Origin of the sequence: Marinobacter sp. CHS3-4, from assembly GCF_030053415.1 — a bacterium.
GTDB lineage: Bacteria > Pseudomonadota > Gammaproteobacteria > Pseudomonadales > Oleiphilaceae > Marinobacter.
On record NZ_JASGBJ010000003.1, the window covers coordinates 140,871 to 156,420 of the forward strand.

The window sequence follows — 15,550 nt, forward strand, 5'->3', positions numbered from 1 at the left end:
AGCACCGAATTGGATCAATTTGAGCTTCGACTGTTAACTTTCGAACTGCATCCTCGGTCGGAATCGCGGCCGTGTTTCAGTGTCCGCGCCAGGCTCTGAGATCTGCGGTTGCGCCTCGGGCTCCGGCTTCGCGTTGTCGACTGCTACCTCGACTGGCTCTGGCGCTGTTTTTTCCTCTTCAGGCTCCTGCAGTCTCACATCCTGAGCGGCAGTCGCTCCGGGTTCTGCCGCGGACACCCGGACGGTGTTATCGGCTGGCGGCTCAGCCAGGCTGCTTTCCTGACGCTCCCTCTCGCGTTTCTCCAGATCAAGGAAGCCGCCTTTTCCGACCTTATAAGCTGTTTTTACCCCACCAATGGGGATCGAGGCTTTTGAAAAATCTTCATCGTATTCATTGAGTCCGTCTAATACAGAAAAGACAGGATTGGATCGCCACAGTGAACGAAGGGCCTTGCGCCGAAGAAATTCGGGAATTTCCTTGCGAAGAAATCCCGTGATGTCAGTGCCCTGTTCAAGGGTGTCCGGATCGGGGAGGCTGTACTTGGCGAGTATCTCTTTTTCCGGCAACTGCTGGTTCGCTGCCAGTTCCTGTTCAATGGGACTTGTTTCGGGCCTTGCCTCGACGGGTTGTGAGGGGGCCTCTGCAGCTGGCTGGGTACCCTGCTTTGTTTCGGCCTTCTTTCTTGCCCAGCGCTGCAAACGTGATTCGGTCATCAGTGAACTCCCGGTTTCCGATCATTCGTCGGTGGGCGGAAAACATCACTTACCTGCTTTATACGGGGATCGCCCTTTCCGCCCTCAATCCCCTCTATGTCTTGCTTGCGGCGGCGCTTTTTGAATGGCTCTTCGATGTAATGCAAGTCGACAAATTCTTTGATCCAGGCGGCGAGTGACTCGGGAATGGGGACGGCTTCGACAATGTTTTCGCCACTGTCCAGAGCATCCTGTGCTTCGAAGGCGCTGGCGGTAATGGCGCTGACGACCCAGCCAGATGGTGACTGGTTGGTCTCGTCCCGTTCGAGGATTACCCAGACAGACGGTTCTGACAAATTGAGAGACACCAGATAGGACTCTACATCGGCACGGTATAATTCCATGGTTACAGTGCCGGCGTGGAAGTCCACCACGTCGTCTTCACGAACCATTTCTTTCCAGAAGGCTTCCGGTGCGCCGGGGATGATGGCGACGGGTTTGTAGACGTGCTTTGCCCACCGGGTAACGCCCGGCTTTCGACGTACGACCGCACCCACCTGTAATTCTCGTTTCCAGTTTTCTGTGCGACTGCTCATACAGACTCTCTTGTTATTATTTCCTGAAGCTAGCAGGGGTTCGGGAATTATCCAATCATCCAATTGTCCAAGGTCAGACGGCTGTGGCATGCTCGATGATCAGTTACATCCGCTTATACGTATAAGAACAAATAAAAGAGCGATAGTTCCAATGACCGCAAACAAAACGCTACTCCTTTGCTCGTGTGACAGAACCCAATCACTGAACCCCGAAGCCCTTCAGGCCGCTGCAGCAGCCGACCAGGTTTTCTCGGTTGATCAGTTGTGTGTCGGCGAGATGAACAAAGCCGTTGAACATCTTGGCGGTGACTCTGAAGTATTGATTGCCTGTGGTCAGCAAGCGGCCCTGTTCGAAAGACTGGGGGAAGAAATCCAGGCCGAAACCGGGCGTTCTGCTTCGCTGAGCACAATCGATATTCGTGACCGGGCGGGCTGGAGTTCCAGCAATGCCGACCCTCGGCGGTTAAACGCCAAGCAGGCGGCTTTGCTGGCGGCCTCTCGTTTGCCGTCCCCGATGGCGCCCGCGAAAACCATTCAATCTGATGGCGTGTGCTGCATCGTCGGCCCCACCGACCAGGCAATTCGAATGGCCGGACTGGTTCAGGATGAATTGGGTGTCACTTGTGTCGTCAGCGATTCGGGGCCCATTCATTTGCCCTCTGACCAATACGATGTGGCGAAAGGACAGCTGCGCTCTGCCTATGGAGCGTTGGGCAACTTCAAGCTTGAATTTGAGCAGCTTCAAACCCTGAATCCGGCAGGACGGGGAGCGTTGGGCTTCGGCGAGGTGAAAGCCACGGCGCGCAGCGAATGCGACGTGTTTATTGACCTGCGCGGGGGTGCCCCGGCCTTTCCCAGCCATGAAAAACGAAACGGCTATTTCTGGGCTGATCCGGCGAAATCCGGCGAACTGGAACGAATTGCGCTGACCGCCAGAGAGCGCGTGGGCGAATTTGAGAAAACGGTTTATTTTAACCTTGAAGAATCCCTGTGTGCCCATTCTCGGGCCAACAAACCCGGTTGTACCCGATGCCTGGACGTTTGCCCCACTGAGGCGATTTTTTCCTTCGGCGACTCGGTTCAAATTGATTCAGATATCTGCGCCGGTTGTGGATCCTGCGCTGCGGTTTGCCCAACATCCGCGGTGACCATGAATGAAACACCATTCGAAGCCATCACCAAAGCGGTGGACGTGCTCGCCCGAACCTATCGAGAGCACGCGCAGGAATCGCCGCGGCTGGTGTTCCACACGATGGGGGTAGGAGGGGATGCCATTACCGAACTGGCGCGTTTCGGTGACGGACTGGCAGATGACCTGATTCCTCTGGGAATAGAACACGTGGATCGGATCGGCCACGCCGAGATCATGGCTGCGTTTGGTGCCGGTTTCGCGGAGGTGCTGATCCTGGCGGATACTGACACAGATCGGGAGGCACTGGCCTCCGAGGTGGCGCTGAGTCAGGCCATGCTTCACGGTGCCCATCATTCTTCCAGCCGCGTACGGATCATCGGCGTTGACGAACTCAGTGCAGAAGGCGAGAACACTGCGCGTGTCAGTGAGCCAGTGTTGCTGGTGGGTGGACGTCGGGATATCACTCGCGTGACCCTTGCAGCCATGTCTGACACGATCGAAGAGCCGATTCAACTGCCTGCCGGTGCGCCCTACGGTGCGATCGAGATTGATTCCGATAAGTGCACGCTTTGCCTGGCGTGTGTGTCGCTCTGCCCTACGGGTGCTTTGAACGACCACCCCGACCGCCCTGAAGTCCAGTTCACGGAAAACGCTTGTGTTCAGTGCGGCGTGTGCGAAAGTACTTGTCCCGAAACGGCGATTAATCTCGTTCCTCAGCTTAACCTGTCAAAAGAGGCACTGAGCCCCAGAGCGCTGCACGGAGAAGATCCCTTCGAGTGCATCAGTTGTGGCCGGCCTTTTGGTGTGGCAAGTACGATTAACCGCATCGTCGAGAAACTCGAAAACCAGCACTGGATGTACAAAAACTCTGACAATGTTCAGTTGATCAAAATGTGTGATGACTGCCGGGTTAAAGCCCAGTTCCACGGCGACAACTCGCCGATGGCCGCAGGCCAGCGCCCGAAAGTCCGCACCAGCGACGACTATCTGGATAGCTAATAAAAACAGGACACAGCATGGTTGAATACGTTGATGCCGGAAAAGCCAATCTGATTGGCACTGATGCTCCCCGGCCGCAGGATAAGAACCCGCGAGGCATTGATCGGATCATTGCGATTGCGTCTGGCAAAGGGGGTGTGGGCAAATCTACGGTGTCGTCCAACCTGGCCGTTGCGATGGCGTCAAAAGGGCTGAAAGTAGGCCTGCTGGATGCGGATGTTTATGGCCCCAGTCAGCCCCGTATGCTGGGCGTGTCCGGTCGCCCCTCCAGTCCGGACGGCAATACCATTTTGCCCCTTCGTAACCACGGCGTGACGCTGATGTCCCTGGGCCTGATGGCTCAGGATGGCGAGGCGATTGTCTGGCGTGGCCCGATGCTGATGGGCGCGCTGGAACAGATGATGAACCAGGTGGATTGGGGCCGGCTGGACGTTCTGCTGGTCGATCTGCCACCGGGTACCGGTGACGTCCAGATGACGCTCAGCCAGAAATTCTTTGTGGCGGGCGCTGTTGTGGTCTCGACGCCACAGGACATCGCGCTGATGGACGCCCGCAAGGGGATCGACATGTTCAAGACCATGGAGGTGCCACTGTTCGGTATGGTTGAGAATATGGCGTCGTTCGTGTGTGATGGTTGCGGCAAGGAGCATCATCTCTTTGGCCATGGTGGAGCGCGGGCAGAAGCCGAAAAAATCGGAGCCCCTTTCCTTGGTGAGATTCCCCTGGATCTGGAGATTCGTGTGAGCTCTGACGGCGGTGTGCCGATTGTGGTCTCAAAACCGGAAAGCCCCCAGGCTCAGGCTTTCCAGCACATTGCTGACGAAATTATCGCCTCTGAGGTATACGCTAAGGCCATGCAATGATCGAGACACCTTCATTCCCGCCGCTGTTGTCGGGAGAAGTTGTGCCCAACAACATGGACCCGTTTGAAAAGGCTGTCAGTCGCGCCATTGCCGGTGTGGATTCAGGCACCGTGTTTTATTCGGAAGCGGGCGATACCCTCAGGGCGGCACTGGTTCTGGCACCTGAAACGCCGCTGGAGGAAGCCATCCAGGCCGTTTATGTGGCACAGATCGGACTGGCTGAAAGCCTTGGGGCTCTGGCTCCGCCTGAGGTTGCGGTGCATTTTTTGTGGCCGGATCGTATCAAGGTCAATGGTGCTGTGTGCGGCAGGGTGAGATTTGCTGCCGATGTGTCGGACGCAAACGAAGAGCCGAATTGGCTGGTCGTGGGTATCGAGGTGCCTTTTATTCCTCAGGGCGACGACCCGGGTGCCAATCCAAACGAGACCTGCTTGCTGGAAGAAGGTTGCAGCGACATCAGCCCGATGGCGTTGTTGGAAAGCTGGTCCAAACATACGCTGTTGTGGCTGACTTACTTTTTGGACGAGGGTTTTGAGCGTCTGCATAAAGAGTGGCGGCCGCGCTGTGACACCCTGGGCGAACCGGTGAAACAGCCGAAGCCCGGTGTATTTGTTGGCCTGGATGAAAAGGGCCGGATGCTGTTGCGTGACGGCCCAATGACCGAGACCATCAGCCTGATTCAATTTGCGGAGCATGTATGAAACTTGCCAGAACCCTTCGCCTGGATATCTCCGACGACAATGTCTATGAGCGCCCAGCCCCGAGTGGCGAGTGGGCGATTTCGGGCGGCTTCGAGTTCTCCAACTGGACCGAATCAGACCTGAAAGGTAAGGCGAGGCAGGCCTTCACCAATGGTTGGTACAGCATCGAATCTGGCGGGCGTGCGAGCTTTGTGGGCGTTTGTCAGATTACCGAATCGGAACTGGAGCAGCTGCGTAAAACCTTGGCCAATACATTTGTGGATGTGTATGGCGCGCCAGACATTGATGCCGCTTATCCAGTCGCCTGTGAAGAAATCGATCAGATGCGCAGCATGTGCGAGGACTTTGAAGATAACACCTTGCTGATGGTCAGCCGCGAGCTTACCGATCTGGGCGTTGAGGAAACCTATCGTTCCCGGGCGCCGCAGGATGCGTCATTGGAGGCATTCGCTGTGCACGGCAGCGTCGATTGATTAGAGCCCGAAGCTGCCATAGGGGATGAAACGAACCGGGGTGCCCGGCTCAATCTGCTGGGCGTGTTCATCCAGCTCAACCAGACCTTCTGACCAGGCCAGTCCTGTTACCCGTCCAGAACCTTCCGAGCCGAAGACCTCCACCTGACCGTCGCGAACCCTGGCCCGGAGCATTTCACTGCGTCCAGGTTTTTTGTTCTTGGAGAAGTTTGCGGGCATCAGATAGCTCTGCGGTTCGAACCATTCAGCACCGGCTAGAAGTGCCATGGCAGGCGCACCAAACCTCAGCGCGCAAACCCAGGCCGCGACAGGATTTCCCGGCAGGCCAATCACCGGTGTGCTTTGGAACATGGCCAGTGCCAGTGGTCGACCGGGTTTGATCGCAATGCGCCAATTACTCATGTCGCCGTGAGCTTTCAGGGTTTTCGACACGTGATCTTCGTCGCCTGCGGATACACCGCCACTGGTCAGGATCAGGTCGCATTGTTCGGCACCGCGCTCCAGCGCCGCTTTAACATCTTCCGCTCGGTCCAGGGCGTGGCCGAGATCGACCAGCTGATACCCCAATTGAGTGACCAGTGCGCTCAGCATCGGCCGGTTCGCGTCGTAGATCTGCCAGTCAGTGACCTCGGCACCGACTGGTTTTACCTCGTCGCCAGTTGAAAGGACTCCAACTCTCAACGGCTGGTAGGCGTCCACAAATTCGACACCTACGCTGGCCAGTACGGAAATGTGCGTGGGGGTTATCCGTGTGCCGGCAGACAGGATTTTGTCATTACTTTTGATATCCTCGCCCGCCTTCCGGCAATTGGCGCCGGCTTTCAACGTACCGTTCAGATGCAGTTGCCCATCTTTGATCTCGCAGTCTTCATCCAGCACCACCGTATCGGTACCGGCAGGTATTACGGCGCCGGTGAGTATGCGGATGGCGTGGCCTTGGGGAACGCTTCCTGAATAGGGTTCCCCCGCCGCGCTTCGGCCATCGACAAGGGTCAGCGTGCAGGGTACCTCGGTGATGGGGCCGGCAAGCGCATAACCATCAACGGCTGAATTGCTGCTTGGAGGGTGAGCCCGAGGCGCGTAGACATCACTGGCCAATATCCGGCCATTGAGCTGAGGCAGGGGCACACCAGATTCCACTCCTACAACCGGATGCAGGCGGACGCGTAGGCGTTCCAGAGCCTCATCCACTGGTGTCCAGTCAACGCCGGGCGGCAGGGCAAAACAGTCGTTGCGAAGCGGGTTCATACCTCTCCCATGGATGCTTCTTCAAGGCCCAGAACAAAGTCTGCAATAGCGGGCACGTCGTTCACATCGAAAGCGGGGCCGTCGAAGTCAGTCGGGTAATCTGTGGCCACGGCAATGATGCTGGGGTCGTCATGGTGCCTGGGTGCTTTCTCGCACGTCTGCCTGTGTACTTCAATTTTCGCGTGGGGATCGGTTTTGAAGCCTTCCACCACCACCCAGTCACAAGGGCCAAGTCTCGCCAGCAACTCTTTCAGTGTTGGTTCGGCGGCTCCGCGAAGTTCGTGCATGATGGCAAAGCGTTGCCCGCCTGCAAGAAGAACCTCCTGAGCCCCCGCCTCGCGATGCTTGTAACTGTCGGTGCCAGGCTGATCCACGTCCACGGCATGATGTGCGTGTTTGATGGAGTTGACGACCAGCCCCCTGCTGGAAAGCTCGCGGATCAGGGCGCTGGCAAGGGTCGTTTTGCCGCAGTTTTTCCAGCCGACGATACCAATAACGTTCACTTCAGGTGTTGCTCCGCCCACGCCAGATCTTCCGGCGTGTTGATGTTGAAAAAATCGTCCTCGCCAAACAGCACCAGGGATTCACCCTGGGCCTGGGTCCATTGCCGAATCTTCCGTACGCCGTCGTTCAGGGCGGCTCTCAAGTCATCTCTCAATGCCACCTGCCAACGCCCGAAGGTTGGTTGGGGCAATCGACCACGCTCCGGGTCAGGCGTTGCAGCCAGCACCACCGGGGTGTCGCCGCTGGCCAATCGTTGTACCAGGTCCAGAGGAAAGGAGGGCGTGTCTGCTGCGACGCTGATCAGCCACTCATGGCCCTGCTCCGCCGCCCAATCCATTCCAGCCAAAACACCGGCCAGTGGGCCGGGGAAACCGTCAACGGAATCGGGAACAATGGGTAGCCCCAGATCTTCAAACCGGCTCAGATCGCCATTGGCGTTCAGCACAAGAGAGTCTACCTGCGGCGTGATCCGGTCAATGACACGCTGGATCAGCGACTGATCACCCAGCATCAGGCGACCTTTGTCGCCACCACCCATACGCCGCGCCTGACCGCCGGCGAGAATCACCGCGCACTCACTCATGTTGGGCGCCTTTTCTTCGCATTTTCTTGTCATCGTCCGGCACCTGAGACAGGTCCTGATCATACACCAGACGGTGTTGACCGCTCAGGCAGGTAAACTTTTTGCCGCGCATCCGGCCAATCAGTGTCAGCCCCACCTGCCGCGCGATGTCCACGCCCCAGGCGGTAAAGCCGGAACGACTGATCAGCGTGGGGATGCCCATCAGTGACGTTTTGATCACCATCTCCGAGGTCAGGCGGCCGGTGGTATAAAGCACTTTGTCTTCGGACGACACACCGTTCAGGTGCATCCATCCGGCGATCTTGTCCACGGCATTGTGACGCCCGACGTCTTCCATGTAAGCCAGAACCTCTAGCCCCTGGCAGAGGGCCGTGCCGTGAATGGCACCGGTCTCCATGTACAGGCTGGGGGTGTGGTTGATCTGGTAGGACAAATCGTAAAACGTGCTGGTGTGTACCGGGGTGTCGGGCAGTGTCAGGTTTTCGAGGCCTGCCATCATGTCCCCAAACACGGTGCCCACCGCGCAGCCGGAGGTCCGGGTTTTCTTTTCCAGCTTGTCTTCCACGTTGGTGGCCTGGGCGGTGCGAACCACGGCCACCTCCAATTCTTCATCGAAATCGATCCCGGTGACGGTATCACTGTCGCGCAGCATGCCCTGATTCAGCAAAAATCCCAGCGCCAGGTATTCGGGATAATCTCCGATGGTCATCGCAGTGACGATTTCCTGGCTGTTGAGGTAGATAGTCAGCGGGCGCTCTTCAATGACGTTAACCGACTTCGCCTGGCCGTTCTCATCCACGCCTTCTATGGGGCGGGATAGGCGAGGGTCGGTTGGGTCTGGCAGCAATGGTTTGAGAGTCATGTAAACCTGATTATCCTCATGGGCGCTGGTTCACGTGTTGAAAGATGAACAGCGATTCAATTAATAGCATTGATGATGGATGCAAGGCTAGTCGATATTGGTGGGTACGTGCGAATGATGCGTGGGACACCTGCAGCCTGTGCGCTAGTGCTGCAGTTCATCCCAGTGAGGTGTCTTTCCATAAAAGCCATCGATAAAGTCGACGAACACGCGCACTTTGCTGGCCATCAATTGACGATGGGCGTAAACGGCGTAAAGCGCCATGGGTTCTGGTTCATGTTGTTCAAGCAACACCTGAAGTTTTCCCTCCCGAATGGCCGGGCCGCAGAGAAAAGTGGGTTGAAGCGCGATGCCGGCACCGGAAATCGCTGCAGCGATCAGCACATCTCCATTATTGCTGGACATCACCCGCTGTATCCGGCTGCTGCCTGAAAACCACTTTTGCAGCGACGGTATCGCACTCGAATCCATATAGCTGTAATGCAGATAGTGGTGGTTCTGAAGATCCTCCGGATGCTCGGGAGTTCCGTGTCTGGCCAGATAATCGGGTGATGCGCAGAACACCAGTCGGATGGGCGCCACTCGTTTGGCGATCAATGAAGAACTTTTTAACCGGCCAATCCTCAGCGCCACATCGAAGCCTTCTTCAACGATGTCCACCTTTCGATCGTTCAGTTGGAGATCCACTTCCACGCCGGGGTGAGCGTTGCGAAACGCGCTCAACAGCGGCTCCATGTGATGGATGGCAAACGATACCGGTGCACTGATGCGCAAAAGGCCGGAGGCTTCCGGTTGTAGATCTCCGATCTGATGTTCCAGATCGTCCAGGTCGGCCAGAATCTGCTGGGCACTTTGAAAGTAGCGGTGGCCGGCTTCGGTCAGGTTCACGCGACGGGTGGTGCGGTTGAGCAGGCGCACGCCAAGGAGCTGTTCCAATTGGGAAACGTATTTACTGACCAGTTGCGGTGAGGTGGTCAGGCGTTCAGCTGCGCGGGTGAATGAGCCGTCCTGAACGACCTGAAGGAAGGCTCGCATCGCGTCAATTCTGTCCAAGGTCTCTGCTCCCCGTTAGTCGTCACCAATAATCAATGTATTGTTGATAATTAAACAACAAAGGCCATCTTAGTTCCGATCATTGATGATAGTAAAGTGGGTTCATTCGCAGGGCGCTCCGACCCTGCGACAACGGATCAACAAACATTTGAGGTGACACGATGAACTCTACTTTCGCGCAAAAACTTCTACACTCAGATGCCGGCTTTGCGGCATTGATTCTTCGGGTACCGGTAGGCCTGATTCTCGCCGCTCACGGCGCTCAGAAACTGTTCGGCTGGTTTGGAGGTTACGGACTGGAGGGCACCGGGCAGTGGATGGCCAGCATCGGTCTGGAACCGGGCTTTCTGATGGCGCTGGCGGCAGGGTCGGCTGAATTCTTCGGTGGCCTGGCTCTGGCGATGGGTTTACTGAGCCGCCCTGCTGCCATCGTGTCTGCGTTTACCATGTTGGTGGCCATTTTTGCCGTGCATATCGACAATGGCCTGTTCATGTCGAATAACGGATACGAGTACGCTTTGACTCTTTTTGTGGTGAGTCTTGCACTGGCCGTTCAGGGCGGCGGTCGTTTCTCCCTGGATAGAGCACTTTTGTCGAAAGCGTGAGGTGCCGTATGGCTCACAACACGAATGTGGTGTTTCTTTCCCACGGGGGCGGTCCTATGCCCCTGTTGGGAGACCCTGGGCATCAGGCGATGGTAGATGCGCTCAGTGCGATGGCAGAGCGATTAGCGAAACCGTCGGCCATTCTGGTCATCAGTGCCCACTGGGAGGCCGAACGGCCGACGATCACTGCCGGCGCCACACCGCCGCTGATCTACGACTACTATGGGTTTCCGGAAGAGGCTTATCGCATTGAATACCCGTGCCCAGGTCACCCGGCACTGGCGCAGCAGATCCAGAAAGCACTGGGGCAGGCGGGTATTGCATCGGCACTCGACGAGGACCGCGGATTCGACCACGGTCTGTTTGTCCCGCTGGCGCTGATGTATCCAGAGGCTGACATTCCCTGCGTTCAGTTGTCACTTGTGAACACACTCGATGCCGAGACTCATATTGCCCTGGGACGAGCCCTGCAAAGCCTGGATGTGGACAACCTGCTGGTGATTGGATCGGGCTTTTCATTTCACAACATGAAGGCGTTCTTCAGTGCTGATTCTGACGCCGTGGAAACCCAGAATCAGTTATTCGAGGCTTGGCTTCAGCAAACCTGCACAGAGCCATCAATGACCGAAGACGAGCGGGCCCGACGCCTGATGGATTGGGAGAAGGCTCCTGCTGCCCGGTTCTGTCACCCGAGGGAAGAGCACTTGCTACCGTTGCACGTTTGCTATGGCCTGGCTGGCAGGGCGGCGGATTGGAGTCAATCCGTGCGGATCCTGGGACGAGTGTCGAGTCTGTTTTTCTGGGACGTTTACCCGTCTTTGGGGAACAGGGCCGCAAGGAAGTAAGCCCATGCGAGAAGGCCCACCTATGTCTGGATTCCCTTCGATAATCGAAGTAGATTTAATTTGCAGTCGGTTGTAATTGACGGAAATAGGTATTGCACCTTCCTAAAATTGCCAGGACAGGAGAAGGGATGAGGTTAGTCATGGTCCGCCCAGTCGTATGTTCTCACACGAGTTCTGTTGAATGATCCCTAGCGAGCAGATGGGTGCAATCCTGAGCGCGTTGCCGGATCCCGCCTTTATACTGACCCGCAGTGGCAAGTATGTGGCGGTCTTCGGTGGCCGAGACACTCGCTATTACCACGACGGTAGTGGTCTCGTCGGCCAGTACGTTTCCGACGTTGTCAAAGAGGATAAGGCGCGCTGGTTCGTTGAACAGATTGATCGGGCATTGACGTCGCGACAGCTGTTGATCGAAGAATACGATCTGAGTAACAAGGATGTTAAAGGTTTGCCTGATGAGGGGCCAGTCGAGACCATTCGCTTCGAAGGGCGCATCCAGGCGCTTGATTTCCTGGTCGATGACGAACCAGTGGTGCTTTGGGTGGCAAGCAATATCTCCGAGCGACACGCACTGGAAAACCGGCTGCGGGAGTTGAGCGAAACGGATCAGCTCACCGGCCTTTCCAACAGACGGAAACTCGAACGCGATCTTTCCCTGCACTTTGAAACGTTTGTGCGCCATGCAGCTCCTACCTCCATCATCATGTTCGATCTGGACAACCTGAAAATCATTAATGATTTACAGGGCCATCATGCCGGCGACGAAGTGATCAGGGCGGTGGCTGATCTGTGCCGGTTCGAGCTGCGCAAAACCGATACTGTCTGCCGCTTCGGTGGTGATGAATTCGTGATTGCGCTCCCCAATACCGACCAGGAACAGGCGAAAGGGTTTGCCGAGCGACTGCAGGCCCTGTTTCGTTCGGAACTGAGGCGTTTCTCTGCCAGTGGAACGGCCCCGACTGCCAGCATGGGTGTGACCACCATGGAATCTTCCGACCGTTCATTTGAGGATGTCCTTCGCCGTGCTGACGCTGCGCTCTATGCCGGTAAAGCGCAGGGCAAGGATCGGATCGTGTCTGCTTGATACAACGCTGGCGATGTCCGTCGGCCCTTTGCAGTGCAAAAGAGTGAGGTGCTACGGTGAGAAAACTCTTGGCTCCGACAGAAGAATTCGTGGAGTTCAGCGATGGCACATCGTACCGTCACACCTCTGACTCAGGCGCTTGAAGAGGGCAAGCTGACCCGTGACGAGCTCAAATCTCTGATGCAGCGATCCGACGGGCCTGCGTTTCGCCATCTGGCCCTGTGGGTGGTGGTGCTGACAGGTACCACGACGCTGATTACCCTTGCAGGGAACAGCTGGTTGATCTGGCCCGCCATGATGCTGCATGGCATCGTGCTGGTGCATCATTTCTCACTGCAACACGAGTGCGTTCATTACACCGTGTTCCGCACCCGAAAACTGAATAATCTCGTCGGACAACTTTGCGGGTTGATCATCGTGTTACCGCATCGCTTCTTCCGGTACGAACACTGCGACCACCACACCTACACGCAGCTGCCCGGCAAGGATCCTGAATTGATCCCCATGCCAAAAACCTATGGCGAATACCTGTTCTACCTGTCCTCGATTCCCTACTGGCAGGCCAAGTTCAGCGAGCTTGGGCGTCACGCCATGGGGCGGTTGTCGGAAGCGGAAAAACACTTCGTTCCCAGGGAAGAACATGCCGCCGTTTTCAGGGAAGCGCGAGTCATGTTGGCGATCTACGCATTGATCTTTGCGGGCATGGCCATTACCGGTTGGTGGGGGCTGATCTGGTACTGGGTTCTACCGCTGTTTCTGGGTGAGCCAGTGATGCGCTTTATCCGGATGACGGAGCATGTGGGCCGCCCAACCGTTGCGCAGATGAGCGAAAACACCCGCACCAATCTTGTCTCCGCGCCCTGGCGTTTCCTGTGTTGGAACATGAACTACCACGCGGAACACCATTATGTGCCTTTGGTGCCTTACCACACCTTGCCACGTTTGCACGAGAAGCTGGCGGACCACGTCCATGTTGAACCCCGTGGCTATTTGGGTGCGCACCTGGATATGCTACGCCAGATCCGGGAGGCGAGGGCATGACGGACAAACCCTGGCAAGATTTGATCGCGGTCGACGAGCTGGAGAAAGACTGGGTAACGCGAGTTGAGCTCGGTCGTCGCATCATCGCCGTGTATGACACGACGACCGGGTTGTATGCCTCGCTCGCGCTATGCACTCACGGCGGAGCCGATCTGTGCGACGGTTACTTTGACGAACACGTGATCGAGTGCCCGCTGCACCAGGGGGCTTTTGACGTTCGCGACGGCAAGCCCATAGCCGCGCCCGCTACGCGGCCCATGCGGGTGCTCGACGTCCGGGTCCGGGACGGCCAGGTGCAAGTGCGTATTTGAGGGGCGACTCGGTTTCTGTTGCATCGCGAAAGCACGCTCGCCTAAAAATAACCCACCAATGGCTCGGCCCTATCGTGGCGCGTGGCGAGAATTCCAGCCAAACTGTAGGTAACTAACTGGGCAGTGCTGGACAATTGACCGCCTGCCTCTCTGGATCACTCGAACGAGGACCCTATGAGAATAGGCCTACTGATCATTGCAGTATTCTGGTGCCTTCCACTGTCGGCCCAAAGGCTCCAGGTTATGGGGTCGACGGATGGATTTCTTCCATTCTATTACGGTGACAACCTCAACAAAGGCATTCTGGTCGAGGTGATCAATGACTTCGCCGAAGAGGTCGGTATTGCCGCCGAATTTCAGCCCATGGCGCGCAAACGACAGGCCTGGGCCCTGAAGAAGGGCCACGCCAATGCAGTTTTCGCCAACCCGCTTTGGATGCCGTTGCCGGATCGAATGCATGCCGTGGGGCCGGTTCTAACCTGGCGTGACCGTGTGTACGCGCAACCAGGACTAGAACCGGACTCCTTCGATGACCTTCAGGGCAATATCTGTCTTCGCAGATGGTTCGTCTACAGTGATCAGATCGAGAAGCGTCTCGGCACCAACCTGGTCCGTCATGATGGGTACAACGCTCAGCAGATGCTTCGCATGTTTCTGCACAAGCGGTGCGATTACCTTGTCTTGAACGAACTGGAATTCCGGTTTCTGGCAATGCTGGGGGAGGTCCAACCGGATCGTTTCAGCACGGAACTGATAGATGCCGAATGGCAGGTCTATCTTGGTATCCTCAAAAACGAGGCGGCTCTCATAGAGGCGGCGGAAGATTTTTTCGCGACTTACACGGTTGATGTAGAGGTCATGCTACGCAACCTGCCGCCGCCAGACCGGCGTGTCTCGATTAAGCCGGGCGATTAAGTCAGGTCCCTTGGACGACCCTTGATGAAGAGCTTGCGCATGAAGCTGGATGTCGACGGACACAATTCTGAAAATTGAGTCGTTTCTCTGATAACCGCCGGAGCTTGCTGGCGACAAAGGTGTCGATACCCCAGTCGTTCAAAAAATTCAGCCGCCGTGGTCGTCAAAAGATAAAGCGCTTCGATTCCCATGAGTGAAGCATTCAGTTCTGCGTGCTTCACTAGCGCTTGTCCCAATCCGAATTTCCGGACTTCTTCCTGTGTTGCTAAAGAGCGGAGCATTGCCACTGTCTCGCAGATCTGAATGCCGACGCACCCGATCAATTTGCCACGCTGATGGCAGCCGTAGAAATAAATTGAGCCAGGCTGGTTGATGTCTGAGGTTGGTAGAGCAGAGCGATTCAGAAGTTCAACCAGTGCCTGATCGGGTTCAATTGGAATAATCTGCATATCAATTTAGCCAGGATTGCCTGTTGGTGATAGATTCGTGGAGCTACAAGCCTACGTCTTTCCGTATGTGGTCTGAGAGACAGCGCAGCTCCTCTTTTGCTTTGCGTCTGCTTTGGAGCGTTTTCAATTTACCAACGACCAGTGTTTTGATTCGATCTGCACGATTTATTGAGCGAGGTTGATTCCGCGCCTCAGGAGATCGCGCGGATGCGCCCTTGTTGTCATGGTGTTTGTAATCGCCCATAACTTTAGCTCCTTTTCCTGTTAGGCCTCTTCTGGAACTTCGATTCCCACACCGGCAAAGCTGTGGGTCTCACTTTTTCCAGAAAGGCTTTCTGGCTTCCTGTTCGGCATCGATTCTCGATACACCGATGTCTTTCAGCATGAAGTCTGGTAGCCGGGCCAGTTGCCGGCGGGTTCTCCAATTTGCATACCACCGGCTGATCTTTTGAGTCGCCTTGGTTCTGACTGTTGATGTGCTTTGAACGTAACCGGCTGCATGAGCAGTGCAGGCAATGGATGACATCGTGGTTCTCCTTTACTGTAAAGTTCAGGCTTATTGTTCCGCTTGGACTGCACCAGAACAAACGGGT

General features: G+C 56.3%; 19 protein-coding genes. 10 read left to right on the forward strand and 9 right to left on the reverse strand.

What is annotated here, in order from left to right:
- Positions 1 to 33: 33 nt before the first annotated feature.
- Together QLQ17_RS14305 and QLQ17_RS14310 are read right to left on the reverse strand one after the other, a co-directional pair.
- On the reverse strand, positions 34 to 714 hold the full coding sequence (locus tag QLQ17_RS14305) for a DUF3306 domain-containing protein (protein ID WP_283210288.1): 681 nt from the start codon (positions 712 to 714) through the stop codon (positions 34 to 36).
- Entirely contained in the window at positions 714 to 1,289 is a 576-nt protein-coding gene (locus tag QLQ17_RS14310) for a DUF3305 domain-containing protein (protein ID WP_283210289.1), read from the reverse strand. Before QLQ17_RS14310 ends, QLQ17_RS14305 begins: the two co-directional genes overlap by 1 nt.
- 151 nt (positions 1,290 to 1,440) lie before the next feature.
- Between QLQ17_RS14310 and QLQ17_RS14315 the strand changes: the two genes are divergently transcribed.
- Genes QLQ17_RS14315 through QLQ17_RS14330 form a run of 4 tightly spaced genes read left to right on the forward strand, consistent with a single transcriptional unit; the run spans position 1,441 to position 5,457 of the window.
- Positions 1,441 to 3,420, forward strand: a complete 1,980-nt coding sequence (locus QLQ17_RS14315) for a 4Fe-4S binding protein (RefSeq protein ID WP_283210290.1) — start codon at positions 1,441 to 1,443, stop codon at positions 3,418 to 3,420.
- A gap of 17 nt (positions 3,421 to 3,437) precedes the next feature.
- Positions 3,438 to 4,283, forward strand: a complete 846-nt coding sequence (locus tag QLQ17_RS14320; protein ID WP_283210291.1) for an Mrp/NBP35 family ATP-binding protein — start codon at positions 3,438 to 3,440, stop codon at positions 4,281 to 4,283.
- Entirely contained in the window at positions 4,280 to 4,984 is a 705-nt protein-coding gene (locus QLQ17_RS14325; protein ID WP_283210292.1) for a biotin/lipoate--protein ligase family protein, read from the forward strand. Before QLQ17_RS14320 ends, QLQ17_RS14325 begins: the two co-directional genes overlap by 4 nt.
- The gene (locus tag QLQ17_RS14330; RefSeq protein ID WP_283210293.1) at positions 4,981 to 5,457 is read left to right on the forward strand and encodes a DUF6505 family protein; all 477 of its coding nucleotides are present in this window, start codon (positions 4,981 to 4,983) and stop codon (positions 5,455 to 5,457) included. Before QLQ17_RS14325 ends, QLQ17_RS14330 begins: the two co-directional genes overlap by 4 nt.
- On the opposite strand, the gene QLQ17_RS14335 is transcribed toward QLQ17_RS14330, so the two are convergent.
- From QLQ17_RS14335 to QLQ17_RS14355, 5 genes are all read right to left on the reverse strand, one after another.
- Entirely contained in the window at positions 5,458 to 6,705 is a 1,248-nt protein-coding gene (locus QLQ17_RS14335; protein ID WP_283210294.1) for a molybdopterin-binding protein, read from the reverse strand. It lies immediately after the preceding gene.
- A complete protein-coding gene (gene mobB / locus QLQ17_RS14340) occupies positions 6,702 to 7,229 on the reverse strand; it encodes a molybdopterin-guanine dinucleotide biosynthesis protein B (protein ID WP_283210295.1) in 528 nt (175 codons plus the stop codon). The genes QLQ17_RS14335 and mobB overlap by 4 nt, the downstream gene beginning before the upstream one ends.
- A complete protein-coding gene (mobA, locus tag QLQ17_RS14345; RefSeq protein ID WP_283210296.1) occupies positions 7,205 to 7,825 on the reverse strand; it encodes a molybdenum cofactor guanylyltransferase MobA in 621 nt (206 codons plus the stop codon). The genes mobB and mobA overlap by 25 nt, the downstream gene beginning before the upstream one ends.
- Positions 7,785 to 8,654 carry a formate dehydrogenase accessory sulfurtransferase FdhD gene (locus tag QLQ17_RS14350; RefSeq protein WP_283210297.1) on the reverse strand — a complete coding sequence of 290 codons (870 nt, stop codon included), beginning with the start codon at positions 8,652 to 8,654 and terminating at the stop codon, positions 7,785 to 7,787. Before QLQ17_RS14350 ends, mobA begins: the two co-directional genes overlap by 41 nt.
- A gap of 144 nt (positions 8,655 to 8,798) precedes the next feature.
- The gene (locus QLQ17_RS14355; protein ID WP_283210298.1) at positions 8,799 to 9,707 is read right to left on the reverse strand and encodes a LysR family transcriptional regulator; all 909 of its coding nucleotides are present in this window, start codon (positions 9,705 to 9,707) and stop codon (positions 8,799 to 8,801) included.
- A 161-nt stretch (positions 9,708 to 9,868) separates the two neighbouring features.
- Between QLQ17_RS14355 and QLQ17_RS14360 the strand changes: the two genes are divergently transcribed.
- The 6 genes from QLQ17_RS14360 (at position 9,869) to QLQ17_RS14385 (ending at position 14,508) form a co-directional block, all read left to right on the forward strand.
- On the forward strand, positions 9,869 to 10,312 hold the full coding sequence (locus QLQ17_RS14360; protein ID WP_283210299.1) for a DoxX family protein: 444 nt from the start codon (positions 9,869 to 9,871) through the stop codon (positions 10,310 to 10,312).
- A gap of 8 nt (positions 10,313 to 10,320) precedes the next feature.
- Positions 10,321 to 11,157 carry a DODA-type extradiol aromatic ring-opening family dioxygenase gene (locus QLQ17_RS14365; RefSeq protein ID WP_283210300.1) on the forward strand — a complete coding sequence of 279 codons (837 nt, stop codon included), beginning with the start codon at positions 10,321 to 10,323 and terminating at the stop codon, positions 11,155 to 11,157.
- A 181-nt stretch (positions 11,158 to 11,338) separates the two neighbouring features.
- The gene (locus tag QLQ17_RS14370) at positions 11,339 to 12,241 is read left to right on the forward strand and encodes a sensor domain-containing diguanylate cyclase (protein WP_283210301.1); all 903 of its coding nucleotides are present in this window, start codon (positions 11,339 to 11,341) and stop codon (positions 12,239 to 12,241) included.
- Positions 12,242 to 12,343: 102 nt separating this feature from the next.
- On the forward strand, positions 12,344 to 13,282 hold the full coding sequence (locus QLQ17_RS14375; RefSeq protein ID WP_283210302.1) for a fatty acid desaturase family protein: 939 nt from the start codon (positions 12,344 to 12,346) through the stop codon (positions 13,280 to 13,282).
- Positions 13,279 to 13,593, forward strand: coding sequence for a non-heme iron oxygenase ferredoxin subunit (locus tag QLQ17_RS14380; protein ID WP_283210303.1), 315 nt, complete (start codon positions 13,279 to 13,281; stop codon positions 13,591 to 13,593). The genes QLQ17_RS14375 and QLQ17_RS14380 overlap by 4 nt, the downstream gene beginning before the upstream one ends.
- 174 nt (positions 13,594 to 13,767) lie before the next feature.
- Positions 13,768 to 14,508 carry a substrate-binding periplasmic protein gene (locus QLQ17_RS14385; protein ID WP_283210304.1) on the forward strand — a complete coding sequence of 247 codons (741 nt, stop codon included), beginning with the start codon at positions 13,768 to 13,770 and terminating at the stop codon, positions 14,506 to 14,508.
- Here QLQ17_RS14385 and arsN2 read toward each other — a convergent pair.
- Both arsN2 and QLQ17_RS14395 read right to left on the reverse strand, forming a co-directional pair.
- The gene (gene arsN2 / locus QLQ17_RS14390; protein ID WP_283210305.1) at positions 14,505 to 14,957 is read right to left on the reverse strand and encodes an arsenic resistance N-acetyltransferase ArsN2; all 453 of its coding nucleotides are present in this window, start codon (positions 14,955 to 14,957) and stop codon (positions 14,505 to 14,507) included. The two genes, QLQ17_RS14385 and arsN2, sit on opposite strands and share 4 nt — an antisense overlap.
- 313 nt (positions 14,958 to 15,270) lie before the next feature.
- Positions 15,271 to 15,483 (reverse strand): DUF1127 domain-containing protein, encoded by a 213-nt coding sequence (locus QLQ17_RS14395; RefSeq protein ID WP_283210306.1) that lies wholly within the window; start codon positions 15,481 to 15,483, stop codon positions 15,271 to 15,273.
- Positions 15,484 to 15,550 lie beyond the last annotated feature (67 nt).